Here is a 15337-nt window from a genome sequence, read left to right on the forward strand (position 1 = left end):
TTCGAACGAGTAGGTTAACCGATGGATATCGATGTTACTTTTCTGATTCAGTTCGGCATTTATGTGCTCATTCTTGGAGTACTGACGCCGCTACTACTCAAACCATTTCAACGCGTCATAGACGAACGCGAGAACAAGACCGATGGGGCGCGCGCTGAAGTCGACCGCCTGAAGGATCTTGCAAGTCAGGACAAGGATGCCTACGAGGCCCGCCTGTCTGACTCTCGTGCTGCAGCAAGCCGCGAACGTGACTCGCTGCGAACTGATGGACGCAACGAAGAGAAACGGATTGTCGGGGCTGCTCGTGCTGAAGTTCTCGAAACACTGAACGCATCGCGGGCAGAGATTTCGAAGGCTGAAACGACCGCTCGTGAAGAACTTGATGGCCAGAGACAAGAGCTTGCAGACCAATTGGTTGAAAAAGTTCTCGGTCGACGCGTAGCTTGAGGAAGATTGTCGAATGATTAGAAGACAGTTAGCAGCTCAGATTACTTTCGCATCAGCGCTTATGCTGGCGTCCAGCGTGGCATTAGCCGCCGGTGGCGGTGGGCAAGCAAGCTTCTCTGATATCAACTGGTGGAACTGGGATGCCCATAAGCTCCCTCTCGGTTGGTTCATCGTCGACTTTGTTATTTTCGCAGGCCTCTTGGTGCACTTCGTGAAGAAGCCAATGGCAGCAGCTTTCGAGAATCGCCACAAACTCATTAAGAAGACGATTGAAGAAAACGAAGCAGCGCACGCACAGGCTCGGCAAACTCACGATGAGTACCAGAGCAAGCTTGCCAATGTTGATGCCGAAGGCAACGCGCTTATCGAGCGCAGTAAAGCAGACGGCGCACTTGAGCGTGACAAGCTGGTTGAAGATGCCAATGCATACGGTGAGCGTATCAAGACCGACTCTACTGCAATCGTGGACCAAGAGCTTACTCAAGCAGGTCTTCGCCTCCAGGCTTTTGCGGCGCTGGGTGCTTTGAAGGATGCAGAAGAACGCTTAAAGGCAAATATCACCGACGGTGATCAGACCCGGTTGCTCGAAGAAGCTATCACTGAACTCGAAACATCTTCATCCGCAGGAGGCGCAGCATGAGTGCAGCAGGCAAGCGATATGCCCGTGCAGCCGTAGAAGCGGCACTTGAGCGTGCAGGCGTAACGGCAGTTGAAGGGCTCTCAAAAGGAATTATCCTATTTCAGCAAGCTTACGCTGAAAGTGCAGAGCTTCGTGAAATCATCGAAAACCCATCTTTGAAAAATGTCCGTGAAGACATTCTCAAGAAAATTCTAGCGAAGGTGGATGCAGGGCAGGAAACGACCAACTTGGTTTTATTGCTCGCAAAAAACAATCGAATGGCACATTTGGATGATGTGGTTCAGGATTTACTGGCCATTGCTGACGAAAAAGCCGGACGACTTCGCGCACTCGTAAAGAGTGCAATCGCGCTCAGCCCAGATCAAGAAAAACGTATTGCAGGAGCGCTTCAAAACCGCCTCGGCAAGCCTGTTTCAATTGAAACCACAGTTGACCCAACTCTTCTCGGAGGCCTGGTTTGCCAGGTGGGTGACTTAACTCTGGACAACAGCGTTAAACGACAACTCGAATTGGTTCGCGACCGCCTCCAAACGGGCGCCGCCTAAGTTTTTTGACCTAACAGTAGGAACGACACATGCAGATTCGTGCCGAAGAAATCAGTAGCATTATTAAAGAGCAAATCGCCGATTACGATCGACGAGTAGAAGTCGCCGAAACTGGCACGATACTCTCAATCGGTGATGGTATTGCCCGCGTTTATGGCCTTCGTGCCGCAATGGCAGGTGAGACCGTCGAATTCTCTGACGGAACCAAAGGTATCGTCCTTAACCTTGAAGCAGGCAACGTAGGTATTGCTGTCATGGGTTCTGGTTACGGCCTTAAAGAAGGTGGCATCGTTAAGAGAACTGGCGAGATTGCTTCTGTGCCGGTTGGACCTGAGATGCTTGGCCGCGTTGTAAACGCACTGGGTCAGCCTATCGATGGAAAAGGCGACCTCAACGCTAAGCTCAGCAGCCGTTTGGAAGTTAAGGCCCCTGGTATTCTTCCTCGTAAGTCGGTTCATGAGCCGATGCAAACTGGCCTCAAGGCGATTGACTCAATGATTCCTGTTGGCCGCGGCCAGCGTGAGCTTATCATTGGTGACCGTCAAACCGGTAAAACTGCGATTGCAATCGATACCATCATCAACCAGAAGACCACTGGCGTAAAATGTATTTACGTTGCGATTGGTCAAAAGCAATCAACGGTTGCACAGGTTGTTGATAAGCTTAAGAGCCACGGTGCAATGGAATACACCACGGTTGTTTCAGCTCCGGCTGCAGCACCTGCTCCGATGCAGTTCCTCGCTCCTTATGCGGGTGTAACCATGGGCGAGTATTTCCGCGACAACGGTCAGCACGCACTTATCATTTATGATGATTTGTCGAAGCAAGCAGTTGCTTATCGTCAGCTTTCACTTCTCCTTCGTCGTCCTCCTGGCCGTGAAGCATATCCTGGTGATGTATTCTACATTCACTCTCGTTTGCTTGAGCGTGCAGCGAAGATGTCTGATGCAGAAGGCGGTGGTTCTTTGACTGCACTTCCAATCATTGAAACACAGGCCGGTGACGTTTCAGCTTACGTTCCGACCAACGTTATCTCGATTACAGATGGTCAGATCTTCTTGGAATCGAACCTCTTCGCAGCTGGTCAGCGCCCCGCTGTAAACGTCGGTATTTCGGTATCACGTGTTGGTGGCGCCGCGCAGATTAAAGCGATGAAGAAGGTTGCTGGTACACTCCGACTAACACTTGCTCAGTTCCGCGAACTTGCAGCATTTGCTCAGTTTGGTTCCGACCTCGACAAAGCAACTCAAGAGCAGCTTGCTGCTGGTGAGCGCTTGGTAGAGATGCTGAAGCAGGGACAATACGTACCGCTTACAGTTGGACACCAGGTTATTCAGCTTTATGCAGGAACGAAGAACATTCCTGGCGAGAGCAAGACTTGGGTTCGCGACATCCCAACAAACAACATGAAACGCTACTGTTCAGAGCTCGAAAGCTTTGTAAGTGCGAAGCATGCAGATGTTGTAGCGCTTATCGAAGAAGTAGGTGACCTGAAGCCTAAGGTGGTTGAAGCCATCGAAAAAGTGCTTAAGGAATTCAATGACGGTTTCAACACGAGTAACTGATTATGGCATCACTCCGCGATATCCGAGACCGAATTAAATCGGTCAAGAACACGCAGAAGATTACAGGCGCCATGAAACTTGTGGCCGCCTCTAAACTTAAACGTGCTCAAGACGCAATCAACGCTGCTCGGCCTTATGCGACAGAACTTGGACAAGCTTTAGAGCGTGTTGCAGGTAGTGTCACAGCTGACGGCGGCGACGAAACGAACCCGCTTTTAGCGCGTCGTAAGCCAAGTAAAGCTCTGTTGGTGGTTTTAACCAGTGACCGAGGTTTATGCGGCGGTTTCAACTCAAGCATCCTCAAGCGTGCCGATCTCTTCTTTAAAGAGAACGAAGGGCGATTCGATTCAATCGAAGTCGCAACTCTTGGCCGCCGAGGTGCAGATCACTTTCGTAAGAAAGCTGTGACGCTGCATGATAACCCAGGCATTTTTGATGGCATGAACTTCCGTTCTGCTTCTGATTTGGCGGATGAGTTTTCACGCAAGTTCTTGAGCGAAGAGTACGACCACGTTTATCTGCTCTACAACCAGTTCAAAAGTGCAATCAATCAGATTGTAACTTTGGATGAGCTTTTGCCTGTGGCACCGGAATCAACCGGTGACTCGGCGGACTACATCTATGAGCCGGGTGCGGCTGAAGTGCTTGAAAGCTTGGTTCCTCGCTACGTAGCCATTTTGGTTTGGCGAGCAATGCTTGAAAGTCAGGCATCTGAGCATGGTGCGCGAATGAGCGCCATGGATTCAGCGACGAAGAACGCTATCGAAATCTGCGACAAGTTGACGCTCGAATACAACCGAGCGCGCCAAGCCGCGATTACTCAGGAATTGATGGAAATCGTAAGTGGAGCGGAAGCTCTTAACTAAGAACGAAAATTTTTTAGGGATGCTCAAAAGGTATCCTGTTTTGAGACAGAAGACTCAAGTGGAGTAAGAACATGACTGCAGAAGCTATGGCAGCCGGTCGAATTACTCAGGTCATCGGGCCTGCAGTGGACGTAGAATTTCCAGCGGGTAACTTGCCTGATATCCTCAGCGCACTCAAAGTTACCAACGTTAACATCGATGATACGGAAGATAACCTTATCCTCGAAGTAGCGTCGCACATCGGTGACAACACCGTTCGTACACTTGCGATGGACTCAACTGAAGGCCTCGTTCGCGGTACAGCTGTTCGCCAAACGGGTGCACCGATTGGTATGCCTGTTGGTCCTGAAATTCTTGGACGAATTCTAAACGTAGTTGGTGATCCAGTTGATGAGCAGGGTGCAGTTGATGCAAAAATCTACCGCCCGATTCACCGCGACCCACCAACGTTTGCTGAATTGAACGTTGCCGTTGAAACATTCGAAACAGGCATCAAGGTTATCGACCTTCTCGCTCCTTATGCTCGTGGTGGTAAAATTGGTCTCTTCGGTGGTGCCGGTGTTGGTAAAACCGTTTTGATTATGGAACTGATTCGTAACATCGCGGTTGCCCGCGGCGGTTTCTCTGTATTCGCCGGTGTTGGTGAGCGTACTCGTGAGGGTAACGACCTTTACTACGAAATGATTGAATCAGGCGTTATCAAGGTTGAGCACGACGAAAACGGCGAGCTCGTTAAAGACGAAAACGGCAAGCTCAAGCTTAAGCCAGGCAAGAGCCAGGCAGCTCTGATTTATGGTCAGATGAACGAGCCACCGGGAGCACGTGCACGTGTTGCTCTTTCTGCTCTAACTGCAGCAGAGTATTTCCGTGATGATGAAGGAAAAGATGTACTTCTTTTCGTTGATAACATCTTCCGCTTCACTCAGGCAGGTTCTGAGGTTTCCGCCCTTCTCGGTCGTATTCCTTCAGCGGTTGGTTATCAGCCCACACTTGCAACTGAAATGGGTGCACTTCAGGAACGAATTACATCAACAGCTAAGGGATCGATTACTTCGGTACAAGCTGTTTACGTACCTGCCGATGACTTGACTGACCCCGCACCAGCAACAACGTTTGCTCACTTGGATGCGACAACAGTTCTTTCTCGCCAGATTTCCGAGCTTGGTATTTACCCAGCGGTTGATCCACTGGATTCAAGTAGCCGTCTTCTTGACCCACAGGTTGTTGGTGAAGAGCACTACAACACAGCTCGCGCAGTGCAGGCAATCCTGCAACGCTACAAAGAATTGCAAGACATCATTGCAATCCTCGGTATGGATGAATTGAACGACGAAGATAAGGCAGTTGTTGCCCGTGCGCGTAAGATTCAGAAATTCCTAAGCCAGCCATTCTTCGTTGCTGAAGTCTTCACTGGTACACCGGGTATTTATGTTGAGCTTAAGGATACCATCAAGGCATTCGCTGAAATCGTTCGCGGTGACCACGATGCTCTTCCTGAGCAAGCTTTCTACATGGTTGGTACCATTGAAGAAGCAATTGAGAAGGCCAAGAAGCTCACTGCTTAATAAGCTGGTGAGAGGAGTGCATCATGGGTCTTGAGGTAAATATTGTAACCCCAGAAAGTCCGATTGCGGCAGGAACCTATGAAGAGGTTTTGGCACCGTCGGCTTTAGGTGAAGTAGGCGTTTTAACGGGACACCGTGCCCTGCTTGCAGATCTTAAAGAAGGTTTGGTGGTTCTCCAGCAAGCAAATGGTTCAGATACCTACGCGGTAAGCGGTGGTTTTCTCGAAGTCAGTGATGACCGAGTAACTGTTCTGGCTGAAAGTGCTGAAAATGCTCGCGACATTGATGTCGAGCGAGCAACCAAGGCACTTGCTGATGCAGAGTCCAAGCTTAAATCACTTGATTCTGCTGCTCCTGAATACCATGCAGAAATGGCCAGAGCGCGCCGGGCAACCGTCCGGCTGCAAGCAGCCAAGCATGCAGCACATTGATTGAATTGAGCCCGCCTAGCGGGCTCTTTTTTTGCCTTTAATGACCCAATCTCCCCTACCGATTTCAATCATCATCATCACCTGGAACAGTGCCGAGGTGATCGAAGGTTGCCTAGAGTCTTTAAGAGACCAGGGTGCTCGGGAAATTCACATCATCGACAATGGATCTCAAGACGCTACGCTTGAGATTATAGCGCGCTCAAACTTGCCCATTGTTTTACATCAAGAAACTGAAAACAAAGGTTTCAGTTATGCCTGTAATGAAGGCTTGGCGAAAACTGAACTCTCTTATGTGTTTTATCTAAATGACGACGCTACTTTACGGCCTGGTTACTTAGAGACTTTGTACACCGAACTCGAGAATCATCCGGATGGAGCCAGCGCCGTTGGTAAAATGGTTTACCTCGAGCATGGCCGCCAGTTCATTGATTCTGCTGGGATCGATTTAGGTCACTACGCCTTGAGGCCACTGGACCGAGGCCACGGCGAGCCCGACATTGGGCAATACGACCAACCCTGTGAGATCTTTGGACCGTCGGCCACCGCGACACTCTATCGGCGAAGGTCACTTTTGGCGCTCTGCCCGCGGCCTTTTGATGAAGAGTTTTTCGCATATTACGAGGATGTTGATCTGGCGTGGCGTCTTGGGCGGCGTGGTTACAAGCACTTCTATGTGCCTGATGCAGTGGTGGACCACTGCCGCCGAGGCCCCGATGGAAAACCGTCTCCGCTGCGAGCGAGAGCTTTTTCCAACCGCTACCTTTTGTGGGCGAAGAATGAAAACCCATGGCGTTTCTTAAGTTACGCGCCTTTGGCTCTTAGCTGGGAAAGCGTGCGCCTTGTAAAACGCCTCTTTTCAGATCCTGCTTTGCTCAGCAGTGTCCCGAAAACACTACTGAGAAGTGCGGCCATCGTGCTGAAGCGCTCCAAGAAGCGCGGCAAGTAGCCTTACTGAATCAACCGGTGGGTTTTGAGTAAAGACTAGAGCCATCTCCTTTAAAAATTGGTCCTCAACGGGTGAAGCGGTTAAGATGAAACCGAGGCGGGCTCACAGACCCGAGGAATGGAGTTGGGGGCATGGCGTTTCAAAGAACAACTACAGAGCTTGATGGCTTGATTGTTTTGGAGCCGAAAGTCTTCGGAGATCACCGCGGGTATTTTAAAGAAACTTTTCGTGACTCAGACTTCCAAGAGCTCGGGCTTCCCCTATTTGTTCAGGAGAATGAAAGTAGGTCGAAGGCTGGAGTGTTGCGAGGCCTTCACTACCAACTTCAGCCGGCAAGTCTGACGAAGCTGGTGCGTTGTGTACGCGGTGCTATTTTTGATGTGGCCGTCGATATTCGTAAGAGTAGCCCGACGTATGGCAAGTGGCACGGCGTCGAACTTAGCGAAGAAAATCACAAAATGTTTTTGGTACCAGATGGCTTTGCTCACGGTTTTTTAACGCTGCGAGAAGACACGGTCATCGTTTACAAACAAACGGACTACTACACTCCCGAATTAGAGCGCGCGGTATTATGGCGTGACCCAGCCCTGAATATTCAGTGGCCCCTGACGGACCCACTTTTAAGCAGCAAAGACGAAGAGGCCAAGCCTTTGGCGGAAGTGGAAAATAATTTTGATTAAAATCATTACGAGGAGAGCGCCGTGAAGGGAATTATATTGGCCGGTGGTTCTGGAACCCGTCTGCACCCTTTGACACTTGCGACCAGTAAGCAGCTGATGCCGGTTTACGACAAACCGATGGTCTATTACCCGCTTTCAACCTTGATGCTTTCAGGTGTTACTGAAGTCCTCCTGATTTCAACCCCAGAGGATTTACCGCAGTTTAAGAAATTGCTCGGTGATGGCAGCGCGCTTGGCATTCGAATTGAATACGCCGAGCAGCCTAAGCCAGAAGGTTTAGCTCAGGCATTTCTGATTGGTGAATCATTTATAAACGGTGACCCGGTCAGCTTGATTTTAGGGGATAACCTTTTCTACGGTTACGGCCTAGCCAATCGGCTGCAAGCGGTCGCTGAGCGCAAAGGCACTTCCACTATCTTTGGTTATTGGGTGAAAGATCCTAACCGATATGGCGTGGTAGAATTCGACGATAAAGGCTTAGCGATTAGCTTAGAAGAAAAGCCTGAACACCCCAAAAGCCATTACGCTGTTCCGGGCCTCTATTATTATGACGAGCGTGTTGTGGCGCTGGCCAAAGCTTTAAAGCCATCTCCGCGGGGCGAGCTCGAAATCACAGACTTAAACCGTTTGTATCTTGAGGATGAAAGTCTGCAGGTTGAAATCATGGGCCGTGGTATTGCCTGGCTCGATACAGGCACTCATCAATCGCTGCTGCAGGCGAGTCATTTCATCCAAACGGTGGAAGAACGCCAGGGTTTGAAGATCGGGTGTATTGAAGAAGTAGCCTACCGAATGGGAACCATCGATCATGCTCAATTTTGCAAGCTTGGTGAGGCATTAAGTAAATCTGGTTATGGTCAGTACATTCTTCAGCTGGCCAAGGAGCTTTCAGTTTCCCCTTAAGCTGTTTTGCGCCCATGTTTCGCTGGACATCTTTACGGTACTCGATGATTCTCAGATGGTGAAATTCTTCAAGTCTCTAAGTCTACTGTGTTTCTTTGTGGTGATGATTCCGCACGGGGCGCAGGCTTACGAAGTCGATATCCAGCTTTTTAAGCCGGCAACGGGAACAGGCAGTCTGTGGAGCACTGAATCGGCTCAAATGGGTAAACATTTGGGTTACCGAGCAGGTCTTCAGCTTCAATACGCCCGAGACCCTTTGGTTTTAAGTATCAGCCAGTCGGCAGGCAGCCAAGGTGAAGTTGGTGCACTTGTGGCCAATCGGTTCGATGCCGCTTTAACGCTCACCGTTGCCTTATGGGAATGGGTTGAGGTTGGCCTGAGCGTCCCCCTGATTTTACAAGGCGGCGCCGAGGGTGAAGCTTTTGATGCTGCCGGGCTCGAAGTCGGTTTGGGCGCGCTAAGTGCTGTTTCAGTAGGTGATATTCGTGTGGTGCCTCGCTCAAAACTTTTTGGTTTGGGCGATGGAGCACTTGATGTAGCGGTGGGTGTAGGCGTTGTCTTGCCAAGTGGCAGCGCAGCCTATGCCGGTGAAGGCGGCGTGTCCTTGGAGCCCGCACTTTATATATCGTCCCATAAAGGTTTGATGACGGCTCATATCAATGCAGGCTTTCGCTATCGAAAACCTGCCACCATTGAAACGCTTACCATATCCAATGAGATTTTTTGGAACCTTGGAGCGAGTGTCGATTTGATTGGCCTTCAGGGCGAAGCTTTTACGTTAAGCGCGGTTGGTGAATTTTTTGGACGTACCGATGCCAGCGAACCTTTTGGAATCGGTGGTGACGAAAACTCAGCGGCGATGAGCGCGCTTACGCCCATGGGCTTTATGGCCGGCGCTCGCATGACTGTCGATGGTACATGGAGTGTCGGGCTTGGAGCCGGCGGCGGGATGCATCCTGGTTATGGTACCGCGGCGCCTCGTCTGATGATGGAGCTGAGTTATAATTCAGCGGGCAGTATGGCACTTGATACCGATGGCGATGGGCTTTCCGATGACCGAGATGAGTGTATCAGTAAACCAGAAGATCTAGACGGCTTTGAAGACGACGATGGATGTCCCGACTCAGACAATGACGGTGATATGGTGCTCGACGAAGATGACGCCTGCCCCAACGATCCAGAAGATAGAGATGGTATTCGCGACGACGACGGCTGCCCTGATGTTGACGATGATGGCGATGGCGTACCGGACGAAACCGATAAGTGCCCAGGTGACCAAGAAGATTTGGATGGCTTCCAGGATGAGGATGGCTGCGCTGATTTCGACAATGACGGTGATGGTTTTGCCGATGGAGCGGACCGGTGCCCAATGGAAGCCGAGGATTTAGATGGCTTTCAGGATGAGGACGGTTGCCCTGATTTAGATAACGACCTCGATGGGGTGCCTGATTTAACGGACGCCTGCCCTCTATACCCAGAAGACCTTGATGGAGTTGAGGACACCGATGGCTGTGCTGAGGACAACGACCGCGACGGTATTCTAGATGCGTTGGACAAGTGCCCACTCAAGCCAGAAACTTATAATTTTGAGTCCGACACCGATGGTTGTCCAGACAAGGGCAAGTATCCTGCCTACGTAAGCGTGGGTGAGGGTCGCCTGGAGTTTCAGCAACCCGTGGCGTTTAAGTACCGGGGCCTTAAGCTAACGGTGAAAGGCAAGCGGGTTCTTTTACAAGTCGCGGCTATTATTAAGGCGCACAAACATTGGACCAAAATCCTTGTTGTCACCCACGTAAATTCGCTGAGCTCGAAACGCAAGAATCAGAAGTTTAGCAAAACACGAGCCGCGGTGGTCGAACGCTTCTTGAAGAAGCAAGGTATCTCGTCGGATCGACTTGTATTGGTACCGCGCGGATCTACAGCCGGTGAAAAATCTGACCGAGTTGATTTTGTGGTGGAAGAAGAAGAGCCACTGGGTACGCCCGTTGGTAACGTAACTGAGCCGGCTACTGTTCCGACTCCAGGCATCGATTTTGAGATGCAGTTTTAAAGTGCGTTTAAGCTTGGTCGCTTAACCATTCCAAGACTTGTTTTTTTGTCGCGTCGCGGCTGCCTGAATTATCGATAACCCAATTGGCTCGAGATTTTTTATCATCCAAAGAAAGCTGTGAGGCCAATCTCTTTTCAGCATCGGCCAGTTCGATTTGCTCTCTCTCCATCAGCCGCTCAAGCTGAATGGCGCGAGGTACCCACACGACTAAGACCCCCGCCAGCATCGTTTCCATCCCGCGTTCATAAAGAAGTGGCACGTCGTACATAGCCAAAGCCGTTCCCGCCTCTTGGAGTTCTTGGACCTTGAACATAAAGGCGGTACCAACCGCCGGGTGGGTGATTGCGCTAAGCTTTTTCAGCTCTTCTGGGTGACCGAAGACTTTGGAGCCAAGCAGGGAACGGTTTACATTTCCGTCGCCCAAGAGCACCCCGGGAAAGGCATCGTTAATTTTAAGGGCCAACTCACTGGGCTGATTGTCTTGGGGTGAGATTAAGCCGTGGTAAAGCGCATCCGCATCGATGACGGGTATGTCTTTGGCTCGTATGATAGCCGTGACTGTCGATTTGCCGCTGGCAATGCCGCCTGTGAGTCCGATCATCTTCATATGAGTGGGCTATCAAGCTTTTGCCTGTGGGGAAAGCGCCACGACCTCAGGTTGATCTTCCAAAATTGCTAAATAAATCAACCATCCGTTGACAACTCGGGGCGAGGCGATTACGAGGCCTCGAATGCCTCGCTCTCAAGATAAGCGCCCTCAGCGGGTCGGTCAGATGCTCCAACAAGAGATCAGCCGGCTTCTGACATCGGGCCTCCATGATCCTCGCATCGGATTTGTAACCATTACGGAAGTAAGGGTCGCCGGTGATTTACGCCATGCACGTATTTATATTTCGGCCTATACCGAAAAAGCTGAACGTGAAGAATCACTTGCCGGCCTAAATGCTGCTGCAGGGTTTATTAAGCGGGAGCTTGGCCAAGTATTGCGGCTTAAGTTCGTCCCCGATCTAGAGTTTGTTTTGGACGAAACACTCGACGGTGCGCAGCGGCTTGAACAAGTCTTGGGCGCTATTGATCGCGGCGACGCTGACGCACCGGATGCGACGGCGCAGGAGACCATTGCGGTTACGGATAATCGCAGCGCGCTTCATGATCGCGGCCGCGCTCTTGACGACCAGAGGCGCAAAGAAAACGAAGAGCACCGAGGCAACCGTCGCCGCAAACCCGCGCGCGGTCAGACAGGTCGTAAAAATCCCAAACGAGGTAAGTGATGAACGGCGTTCTAATCATCGATAAGTCAGCAGGACCCACTTCTCATGATGTTGTTGCATCCGTTCGCAAAGTATTGCGGATGAAGAAAGTCGGGCACACAGGTACCTTAGATCCAGCAGCCACGGGCGTGCTGCCGATTGTTTTAGGTAAAGCGACCAAACTCTCACGCTACTTAGTTGGTTGCGACAAAAGCTACCGCGGCATGATTTGTTTGGGCGTTACCACAGACACCTTAGACGCCGTAGGCCAGGTTTTAGAAGAGAAGCCGGTCGACGTGACCGAAGAGCAGGTGGAAGCGGTACTGGAAAAGTTCCGCGGTGATATCAAACAGGTACCACCGATGTACTCCGCAAAGAAAATCGACGGTAAAAAACTCTACGAACTCGCTCGCCAGGGTGTTGAAGTAGAGCGAGAAGCCAAAGATGTTCACATCGACGAGCTGAAGCTTATTAGCTTTGATGGAACCAATATTGAAGTGGACGTAACCTGTACTTCAGGCACTTATATTCGTGTTTTAGCCCTCGATATTGGCGAAGCGCTTGGCTGTGGAGGCCACCTCTCAGCACTGCGAAGAACACGTGTTGGGAATTTCGATTTATCGAGTGCAATCACCATTGATGATTTGGCAGATGCTCCGCAAAAAGCTGAAGAGCTTACGCTGAGTATGGGAGATGCTCTCACCGCTCTTCCCACGGTTGAGATACCTGCAGACATTGGCGCTATGATTAAAAATGGTTACCAACTGACCGTTGCCGATCTACGTACCTTAGATCTACCTGATTTTAAATTGGATGACGCATTAATGCTTCGTACGCTTCAAGGTGATCTGATTGGGATTGCGCGCAGTCTGTATACAAGTGAGGAACTGGGCAGCGTTCGCCGCGAAAAGCAGGCGCTTAAAACCGAACGCGTTCTAGCTTAGTCTTCTTCGCGCTGCCGATAGCGCAGCACCAAACCCAACATCATCAGTACCGAAACAAAGCCAGGCCAATCGCCTAGCTCTTGGTAGAGTGTCACACCTTGAAGCGGCGCCACCTCGGCCATGAGGTTTGCCCTCTCAAAAGTGGGGGTCTGTGAGATGATGCGCCCCGCAGGATCAACAAATGCGCTGATCCCCGTATTGGTTGCCCGGGCAAGAAAGCGCCTTTGCTCAACGGCTCGAAATGTTGCCAGTGCTAAGTGAATAACGGGCTCGTGGGTGTCACCAAACCAAGCATCATTGGTAATATTCACGAGGATATCGGGCTGATGCTTCATTGCTTTGCGAACAAATCCCGGAAGAATATCTTCGTAGCAGATCAGAACACCGTATTTGATACCGTCGAGTTCGAGGGGCTTGGTATGATTGCCTGGAGTAAATTTTCCGGTATTGGGCGAGAGCTTGTAAATCCAAGGAAATGTTTCGCCCAGCGGAATGTACTCTCCAAAGGCGAGTAAATAAGTTTTGTCGTAGGTCCCTTGAACATCGCCTTTGCCGTCGACCAAATAAGCCGAGTTATAAAACTTTTGGTCTTTCCCGGGGTTCTCGACGGTGAGCCCACCAAAGAGCAGCGGCTTTTGAATTTGCCCCAGGACTTGGCGTTTTAGGTTCTTGGTACCTTTGCGAATGCTGTAGAAGTAGCCACTTTCCGGCCAAATAATGAGATCGGCTTCTTGCCACTGAAGTTCAAGGCTTTGGTCACGGTGGCGTTTGAGCCCTTCGCCCGGTGCGCTGCGTTTCTCGTAGATGCCCATGTTGGCTTGCACGAGACCAAGTTTAATTTTCTTGGGCGCCTCAGCGACCTTTTGGTCGATTGCATCAACGGCCTGAATTCCAAAGCCAAGGTTTGCGATGAACAAGGCCGCAAACAAGATGGCTCCTTTGAGTGGGAAAGGTCTATCGCCTTTCCATTTCCACTGGTGAGCTTGAAACAATACGGCACTGGCAAAGGTCATCAGACCTGTGAGTCCGAGGGGTCCCATCCATTCAAGGCTCTGAATCAGCCAAATTTGTCTGAATTGCGAGTTGGAAAGGTACGAGGGAAAGAGCGCCGGCCATAGCCATTCTGCTAAGATCATGACCGGTACGGCCGAGATCCAGAGCGGAAATCTGCATTTTTGGCGAAATTTATGGATGCTGTAGCCCCATACGCCAAGCAAAGAACCTTGTGCGATACACAGCAGTAACCAGCCCAAGAGCGCCACCGGCACGGGCAAAAAGCCAAACCGGTGAAGCATATGAACAATCCAATAGTAACCACCCATGTGGCTGACAAGTCCGAAAAGCCAAGCAATTCCGAGGGCTTCTTTGCCAGTAAGAGTCTCATCGTCTAGTGCGAGCAGGACGGGGACCAGGCAAAACCACGACATCCACCACTGACCAAAGCCACAAAACCCAACGAAATAAAGAATGCCGCTGAGCAGGGCCAATCCAAGTTGGCGTCGCCGGGAGACGATAAATGTGCGAAAATTTTTAAACACGGTCTACGGTGTATACGCAATTTGAAGTGTGCATCCAAGTGCTTGACGAAAAGGGCAATCCCTCTTTATAGGTGGCACCGTTGAATGTGTCCGATGTTGAAAGGGACTACCCATGCCAATGTATGAGTATCAGTGCGGAAAATGTGGCCACCTTTGGGAATTACTCCAAAGAATAAGTGACCCAGCGCCGAAGACTTGCCCAGATTGCAGAAGCCGTAAAGTTGGTAAAATGCTAAGTCAGACCTCTTTCGTCTTAAAGGGAGGCGGCTGGTATGCCGATGGTTACTCTGGCGGCAAAAAGAAAAAAGAGGCGAAGGCTTCGTCCGACTCATCCAAATCAACTAAGCCTTCCAGCTCAGATTGATCATAAAAGATGGCTTCCCCACTTAAGGGCCACACCCTGATCTACGGTGGAAGTTTTAATCCCCCACACATGGGTCACCAATTGGCTTGCCTCTACGGGCTTGAAGCGCTTGGTGCAGAGGCCTTGTGGGTCGTTCCCGTTCATCAGCATCCATTTGGCAAAGATCTGGTCGATTTCGAGCAGCGGGTGCAGATGTGCAAGCTCATGACCGCTCCTCTGGGTCCGCGCGCCAGCGTCAACACCATTGAACAAGAGCTTGAAAGCCCTGTTCGAACTTTCGAGCTGTTTAGCGCGTTGAAGCAAAAGTACCCCGACAAGTCGTTCGCCATGCTCATGGGCGCAGACCTCTTAGCTGAACGCGAGAGCTGGTACCGGTTCCAAGACTTGAAAGCCCTCGTGAAAATAGTGGTTGTCGGCCGCGGCGGCTTTCAATCTGAGCTAACGGACGAGGCTTTCGAAGTAGAGCTCCCCGAAATATCCAGCCGTGATATTCGGGAGAGGCTTGCATCGGGCCTGTCAGTTGAGGGTTTAGTGCCGGCTACAATACAGGATTATCTGCTGCGATCGGCTCTCTATGGGCCGAACCCTTGATTTTTCAATGTT

The 15337-nt window shown here is 50.7% G+C and carries 17 protein-coding genes; 15 read left to right on the plus strand and 2 right to left on the minus strand.

Going from position 1 to position 15337, the window contains the following annotated elements:
• Window positions 1–21 precede the first annotated feature (21 nt).
• From HOK28_22675 to HOK28_22725, 11 genes are all read left to right on the plus strand, one after another.
• On the plus strand, window positions 22–447 hold the full coding sequence (locus HOK28_22675) for a hypothetical protein (protein MBT6435914.1): 426 nt from the start codon (window positions 22–24) through the stop codon (window positions 445–447).
• 13 nt (window positions 448–460) lie between these two features.
• On the plus strand, window positions 461–1087 hold the full coding sequence (locus HOK28_22680; protein ID MBT6435915.1) for a hypothetical protein: 627 nt from the start codon (window positions 461–463) through the stop codon (window positions 1085–1087).
• Window positions 1084–1632, plus strand: coding sequence for an ATP synthase F1 subunit delta (gene atpH / locus HOK28_22685; GenBank protein MBT6435916.1), 549 nt, complete (start codon window positions 1084–1086; stop codon window positions 1630–1632). Before HOK28_22680 ends, atpH begins: the two co-directional genes overlap by 4 nt.
• Window positions 1633–1661: 29 nt before the next feature.
• Complete coding sequence (locus tag HOK28_22690; GenBank protein ID MBT6435917.1) at window positions 1662–3197, plus strand: F0F1 ATP synthase subunit alpha; 1536 nt, start codon at window positions 1662–1664, stop codon at window positions 3195–3197.
• Window positions 3198–3199: 2 nt separating this feature from the next.
• Entirely contained in the window at window positions 3200–4063 is an 864-nt protein-coding gene (gene atpG, locus HOK28_22695; protein MBT6435918.1) for an ATP synthase F1 subunit gamma, read from the plus strand.
• Window positions 4064–4134: 71 nt separating this feature from the next.
• Window positions 4135–5628 (plus strand): F0F1 ATP synthase subunit beta, encoded by a 1494-nt coding sequence (gene atpD, locus HOK28_22700; GenBank protein ID MBT6435919.1) that lies wholly within the window; start codon window positions 4135–4137, stop codon window positions 5626–5628.
• A 23-nt stretch (window positions 5629–5651) separates the two neighbouring features.
• The gene (atpC, locus tag HOK28_22705) at window positions 5652–6059 is read left to right on the plus strand and encodes an ATP synthase F1 subunit epsilon (protein ID MBT6435920.1); all 408 of its coding nucleotides are present in this window, start codon (window positions 5652–5654) and stop codon (window positions 6057–6059) included.
• A 40-nt stretch (window positions 6060–6099) separates the two neighbouring features.
• Window positions 6100–7005 (plus strand): glycosyltransferase family 2 protein, encoded by a 906-nt coding sequence (locus HOK28_22710; GenBank protein MBT6435921.1) that lies wholly within the window; start codon window positions 6100–6102, stop codon window positions 7003–7005.
• Between the two features lie 131 nt (window positions 7006–7136).
• On the plus strand, window positions 7137–7685 hold the full coding sequence (rfbC, locus tag HOK28_22715; protein MBT6435922.1) for a dTDP-4-dehydrorhamnose 3,5-epimerase: 549 nt from the start codon (window positions 7137–7139) through the stop codon (window positions 7683–7685).
• 21 nt (window positions 7686–7706) lie between these two features.
• Window positions 7707–8588 carry a glucose-1-phosphate thymidylyltransferase RfbA gene (gene rfbA, locus HOK28_22720; protein MBT6435923.1) on the plus strand — a complete coding sequence of 294 codons (882 nt, stop codon included), beginning with the start codon at window positions 7707–7709 and terminating at the stop codon, window positions 8586–8588.
• 55 nt (window positions 8589–8643) lie between these two features.
• Window positions 8644–10638 (plus strand): OmpA family protein, encoded by a 1995-nt coding sequence (locus tag HOK28_22725; protein MBT6435924.1) that lies wholly within the window; start codon window positions 8644–8646, stop codon window positions 10636–10638.
• A gap of 7 nt (window positions 10639–10645) precedes the next feature.
• Here HOK28_22725 and HOK28_22730 read toward each other — a convergent pair whose 3' ends face one another.
• Window positions 10646–11245: a dephospho-CoA kinase gene (locus tag HOK28_22730; GenBank protein MBT6435925.1), complete on the minus strand. Its 600-nt coding sequence runs from the start codon at window positions 11243–11245 to the stop codon at window positions 10646–10648.
• 124 nt (window positions 11246–11369) lie between these two features.
• On the opposite strand from HOK28_22730, the gene rbfA reads away from it, so the two are divergent.
• Both rbfA and truB read left to right on the plus strand, forming a co-directional pair.
• On the plus strand, window positions 11370–11909 hold the full coding sequence (gene rbfA / locus HOK28_22735; GenBank protein MBT6435926.1) for a 30S ribosome-binding factor RbfA: 540 nt from the start codon (window positions 11370–11372) through the stop codon (window positions 11907–11909).
• Entirely contained in the window at window positions 11909–12832 is a 924-nt protein-coding gene (gene truB / locus HOK28_22740) for a tRNA pseudouridine(55) synthase TruB (protein ID MBT6435927.1), read from the plus strand. Before rbfA ends, truB begins: the two co-directional genes overlap by 1 nt.
• Here the strand turns inward: truB and lnt are convergent.
• Window positions 12829–14370 carry an apolipoprotein N-acyltransferase gene (gene lnt, locus HOK28_22745; protein MBT6435928.1) on the minus strand — a complete coding sequence of 514 codons (1542 nt, stop codon included), beginning with the start codon at window positions 14368–14370 and terminating at the stop codon, window positions 12829–12831. The two genes, truB and lnt, sit on opposite strands and share 4 nt — an antisense overlap.
• A gap of 112 nt (window positions 14371–14482) precedes the next feature.
• Here lnt and HOK28_22750 point away from each other — a divergent pair, with 112 nt between their 5' ends.
• Complete coding sequence (locus HOK28_22750; GenBank protein MBT6435929.1) at window positions 14483–14734, plus strand: zinc ribbon domain-containing protein; 252 nt, start codon at window positions 14483–14485, stop codon at window positions 14732–14734.
• Window positions 14735–14743: 9 nt separating this feature from the next.
• Window positions 14744–15325 carry a nicotinate (nicotinamide) nucleotide adenylyltransferase gene (nadD, locus tag HOK28_22755; protein ID MBT6435930.1) on the plus strand — a complete coding sequence of 194 codons (582 nt, stop codon included), beginning with the start codon at window positions 14744–14746 and terminating at the stop codon, window positions 15323–15325.
• The last annotated feature ends 12 nt before the right edge of the window (window positions 15326–15337 follow it).

This window comes from Deltaproteobacteria bacterium (genome assembly GCA_018668695.1).
GTDB lineage: Bacteria > Myxococcota > XYA12-FULL-58-9 > XYA12-FULL-58-9 > JABJBS01 > JABJBS01.

Bases quoted from the DNA above. Each gene is read 5' to 3' on its own strand.
- atpH (MBT6435916.1), top strand. From the start codon at position 1,084: ATGAGTGCAGCAGGCAAGCGATATGCCCGTGCAGCCGTAGAAGCGGCA.
- HOK28_22710 (MBT6435921.1), top strand. From the start codon at position 6,100: ATGACCCAATCTCCCCTACCGATTTCAATCATCATCATCACCTGGAAC.
- HOK28_22690 (MBT6435917.1), top strand. From the start codon at position 1,662: ATGCAGATTCGTGCCGAAGAAATCAGTAGCATTATTAAAGAGCAAATC.
- atpD (MBT6435919.1), top strand. From the start codon at position 4,135: ATGACTGCAGAAGCTATGGCAGCCGGTCGAATTACTCAGGTCATCGGG.
- HOK28_22725 (MBT6435924.1), top strand. From the start codon at position 8,644: ATGGTGAAATTCTTCAAGTCTCTAAGTCTACTGTGTTTCTTTGTGGTG.
- HOK28_22680 (MBT6435915.1), top strand. From the start codon at position 461: ATGATTAGAAGACAGTTAGCAGCTCAGATTACTTTCGCATCAGCGCTT.
- rbfA (MBT6435926.1), top strand. From the start codon at position 11,370: ATGCCTCGCTCTCAAGATAAGCGCCCTCAGCGGGTCGGTCAGATGCTC.
- truB (MBT6435927.1), top strand. From the start codon at position 11,909: ATGAACGGCGTTCTAATCATCGATAAGTCAGCAGGACCCACTTCTCAT.
- atpG (MBT6435918.1), top strand. From the start codon at position 3,200: ATGGCATCACTCCGCGATATCCGAGACCGAATTAAATCGGTCAAGAAC.
- HOK28_22675 (MBT6435914.1), top strand. From the start codon at position 22: ATGGATATCGATGTTACTTTTCTGATTCAGTTCGGCATTTATGTGCTC.
- atpC (MBT6435920.1), top strand. From the start codon at position 5,652: ATGGGTCTTGAGGTAAATATTGTAACCCCAGAAAGTCCGATTGCGGCA.
- HOK28_22750 (MBT6435929.1), top strand. From the start codon at position 14,483: ATGCCAATGTATGAGTATCAGTGCGGAAAATGTGGCCACCTTTGGGAA.
- rfbC (MBT6435922.1), top strand. From the start codon at position 7,137: ATGGCGTTTCAAAGAACAACTACAGAGCTTGATGGCTTGATTGTTTTG.
- HOK28_22730 (MBT6435925.1), bottom strand. From the start codon at position 11,245: ATGAAGATGATCGGACTCACAGGCGGCATTGCCAGCGGCAAATCGACA.
- nadD (MBT6435930.1), top strand. From the start codon at position 14,744: ATGGCTTCCCCACTTAAGGGCCACACCCTGATCTACGGTGGAAGTTTT.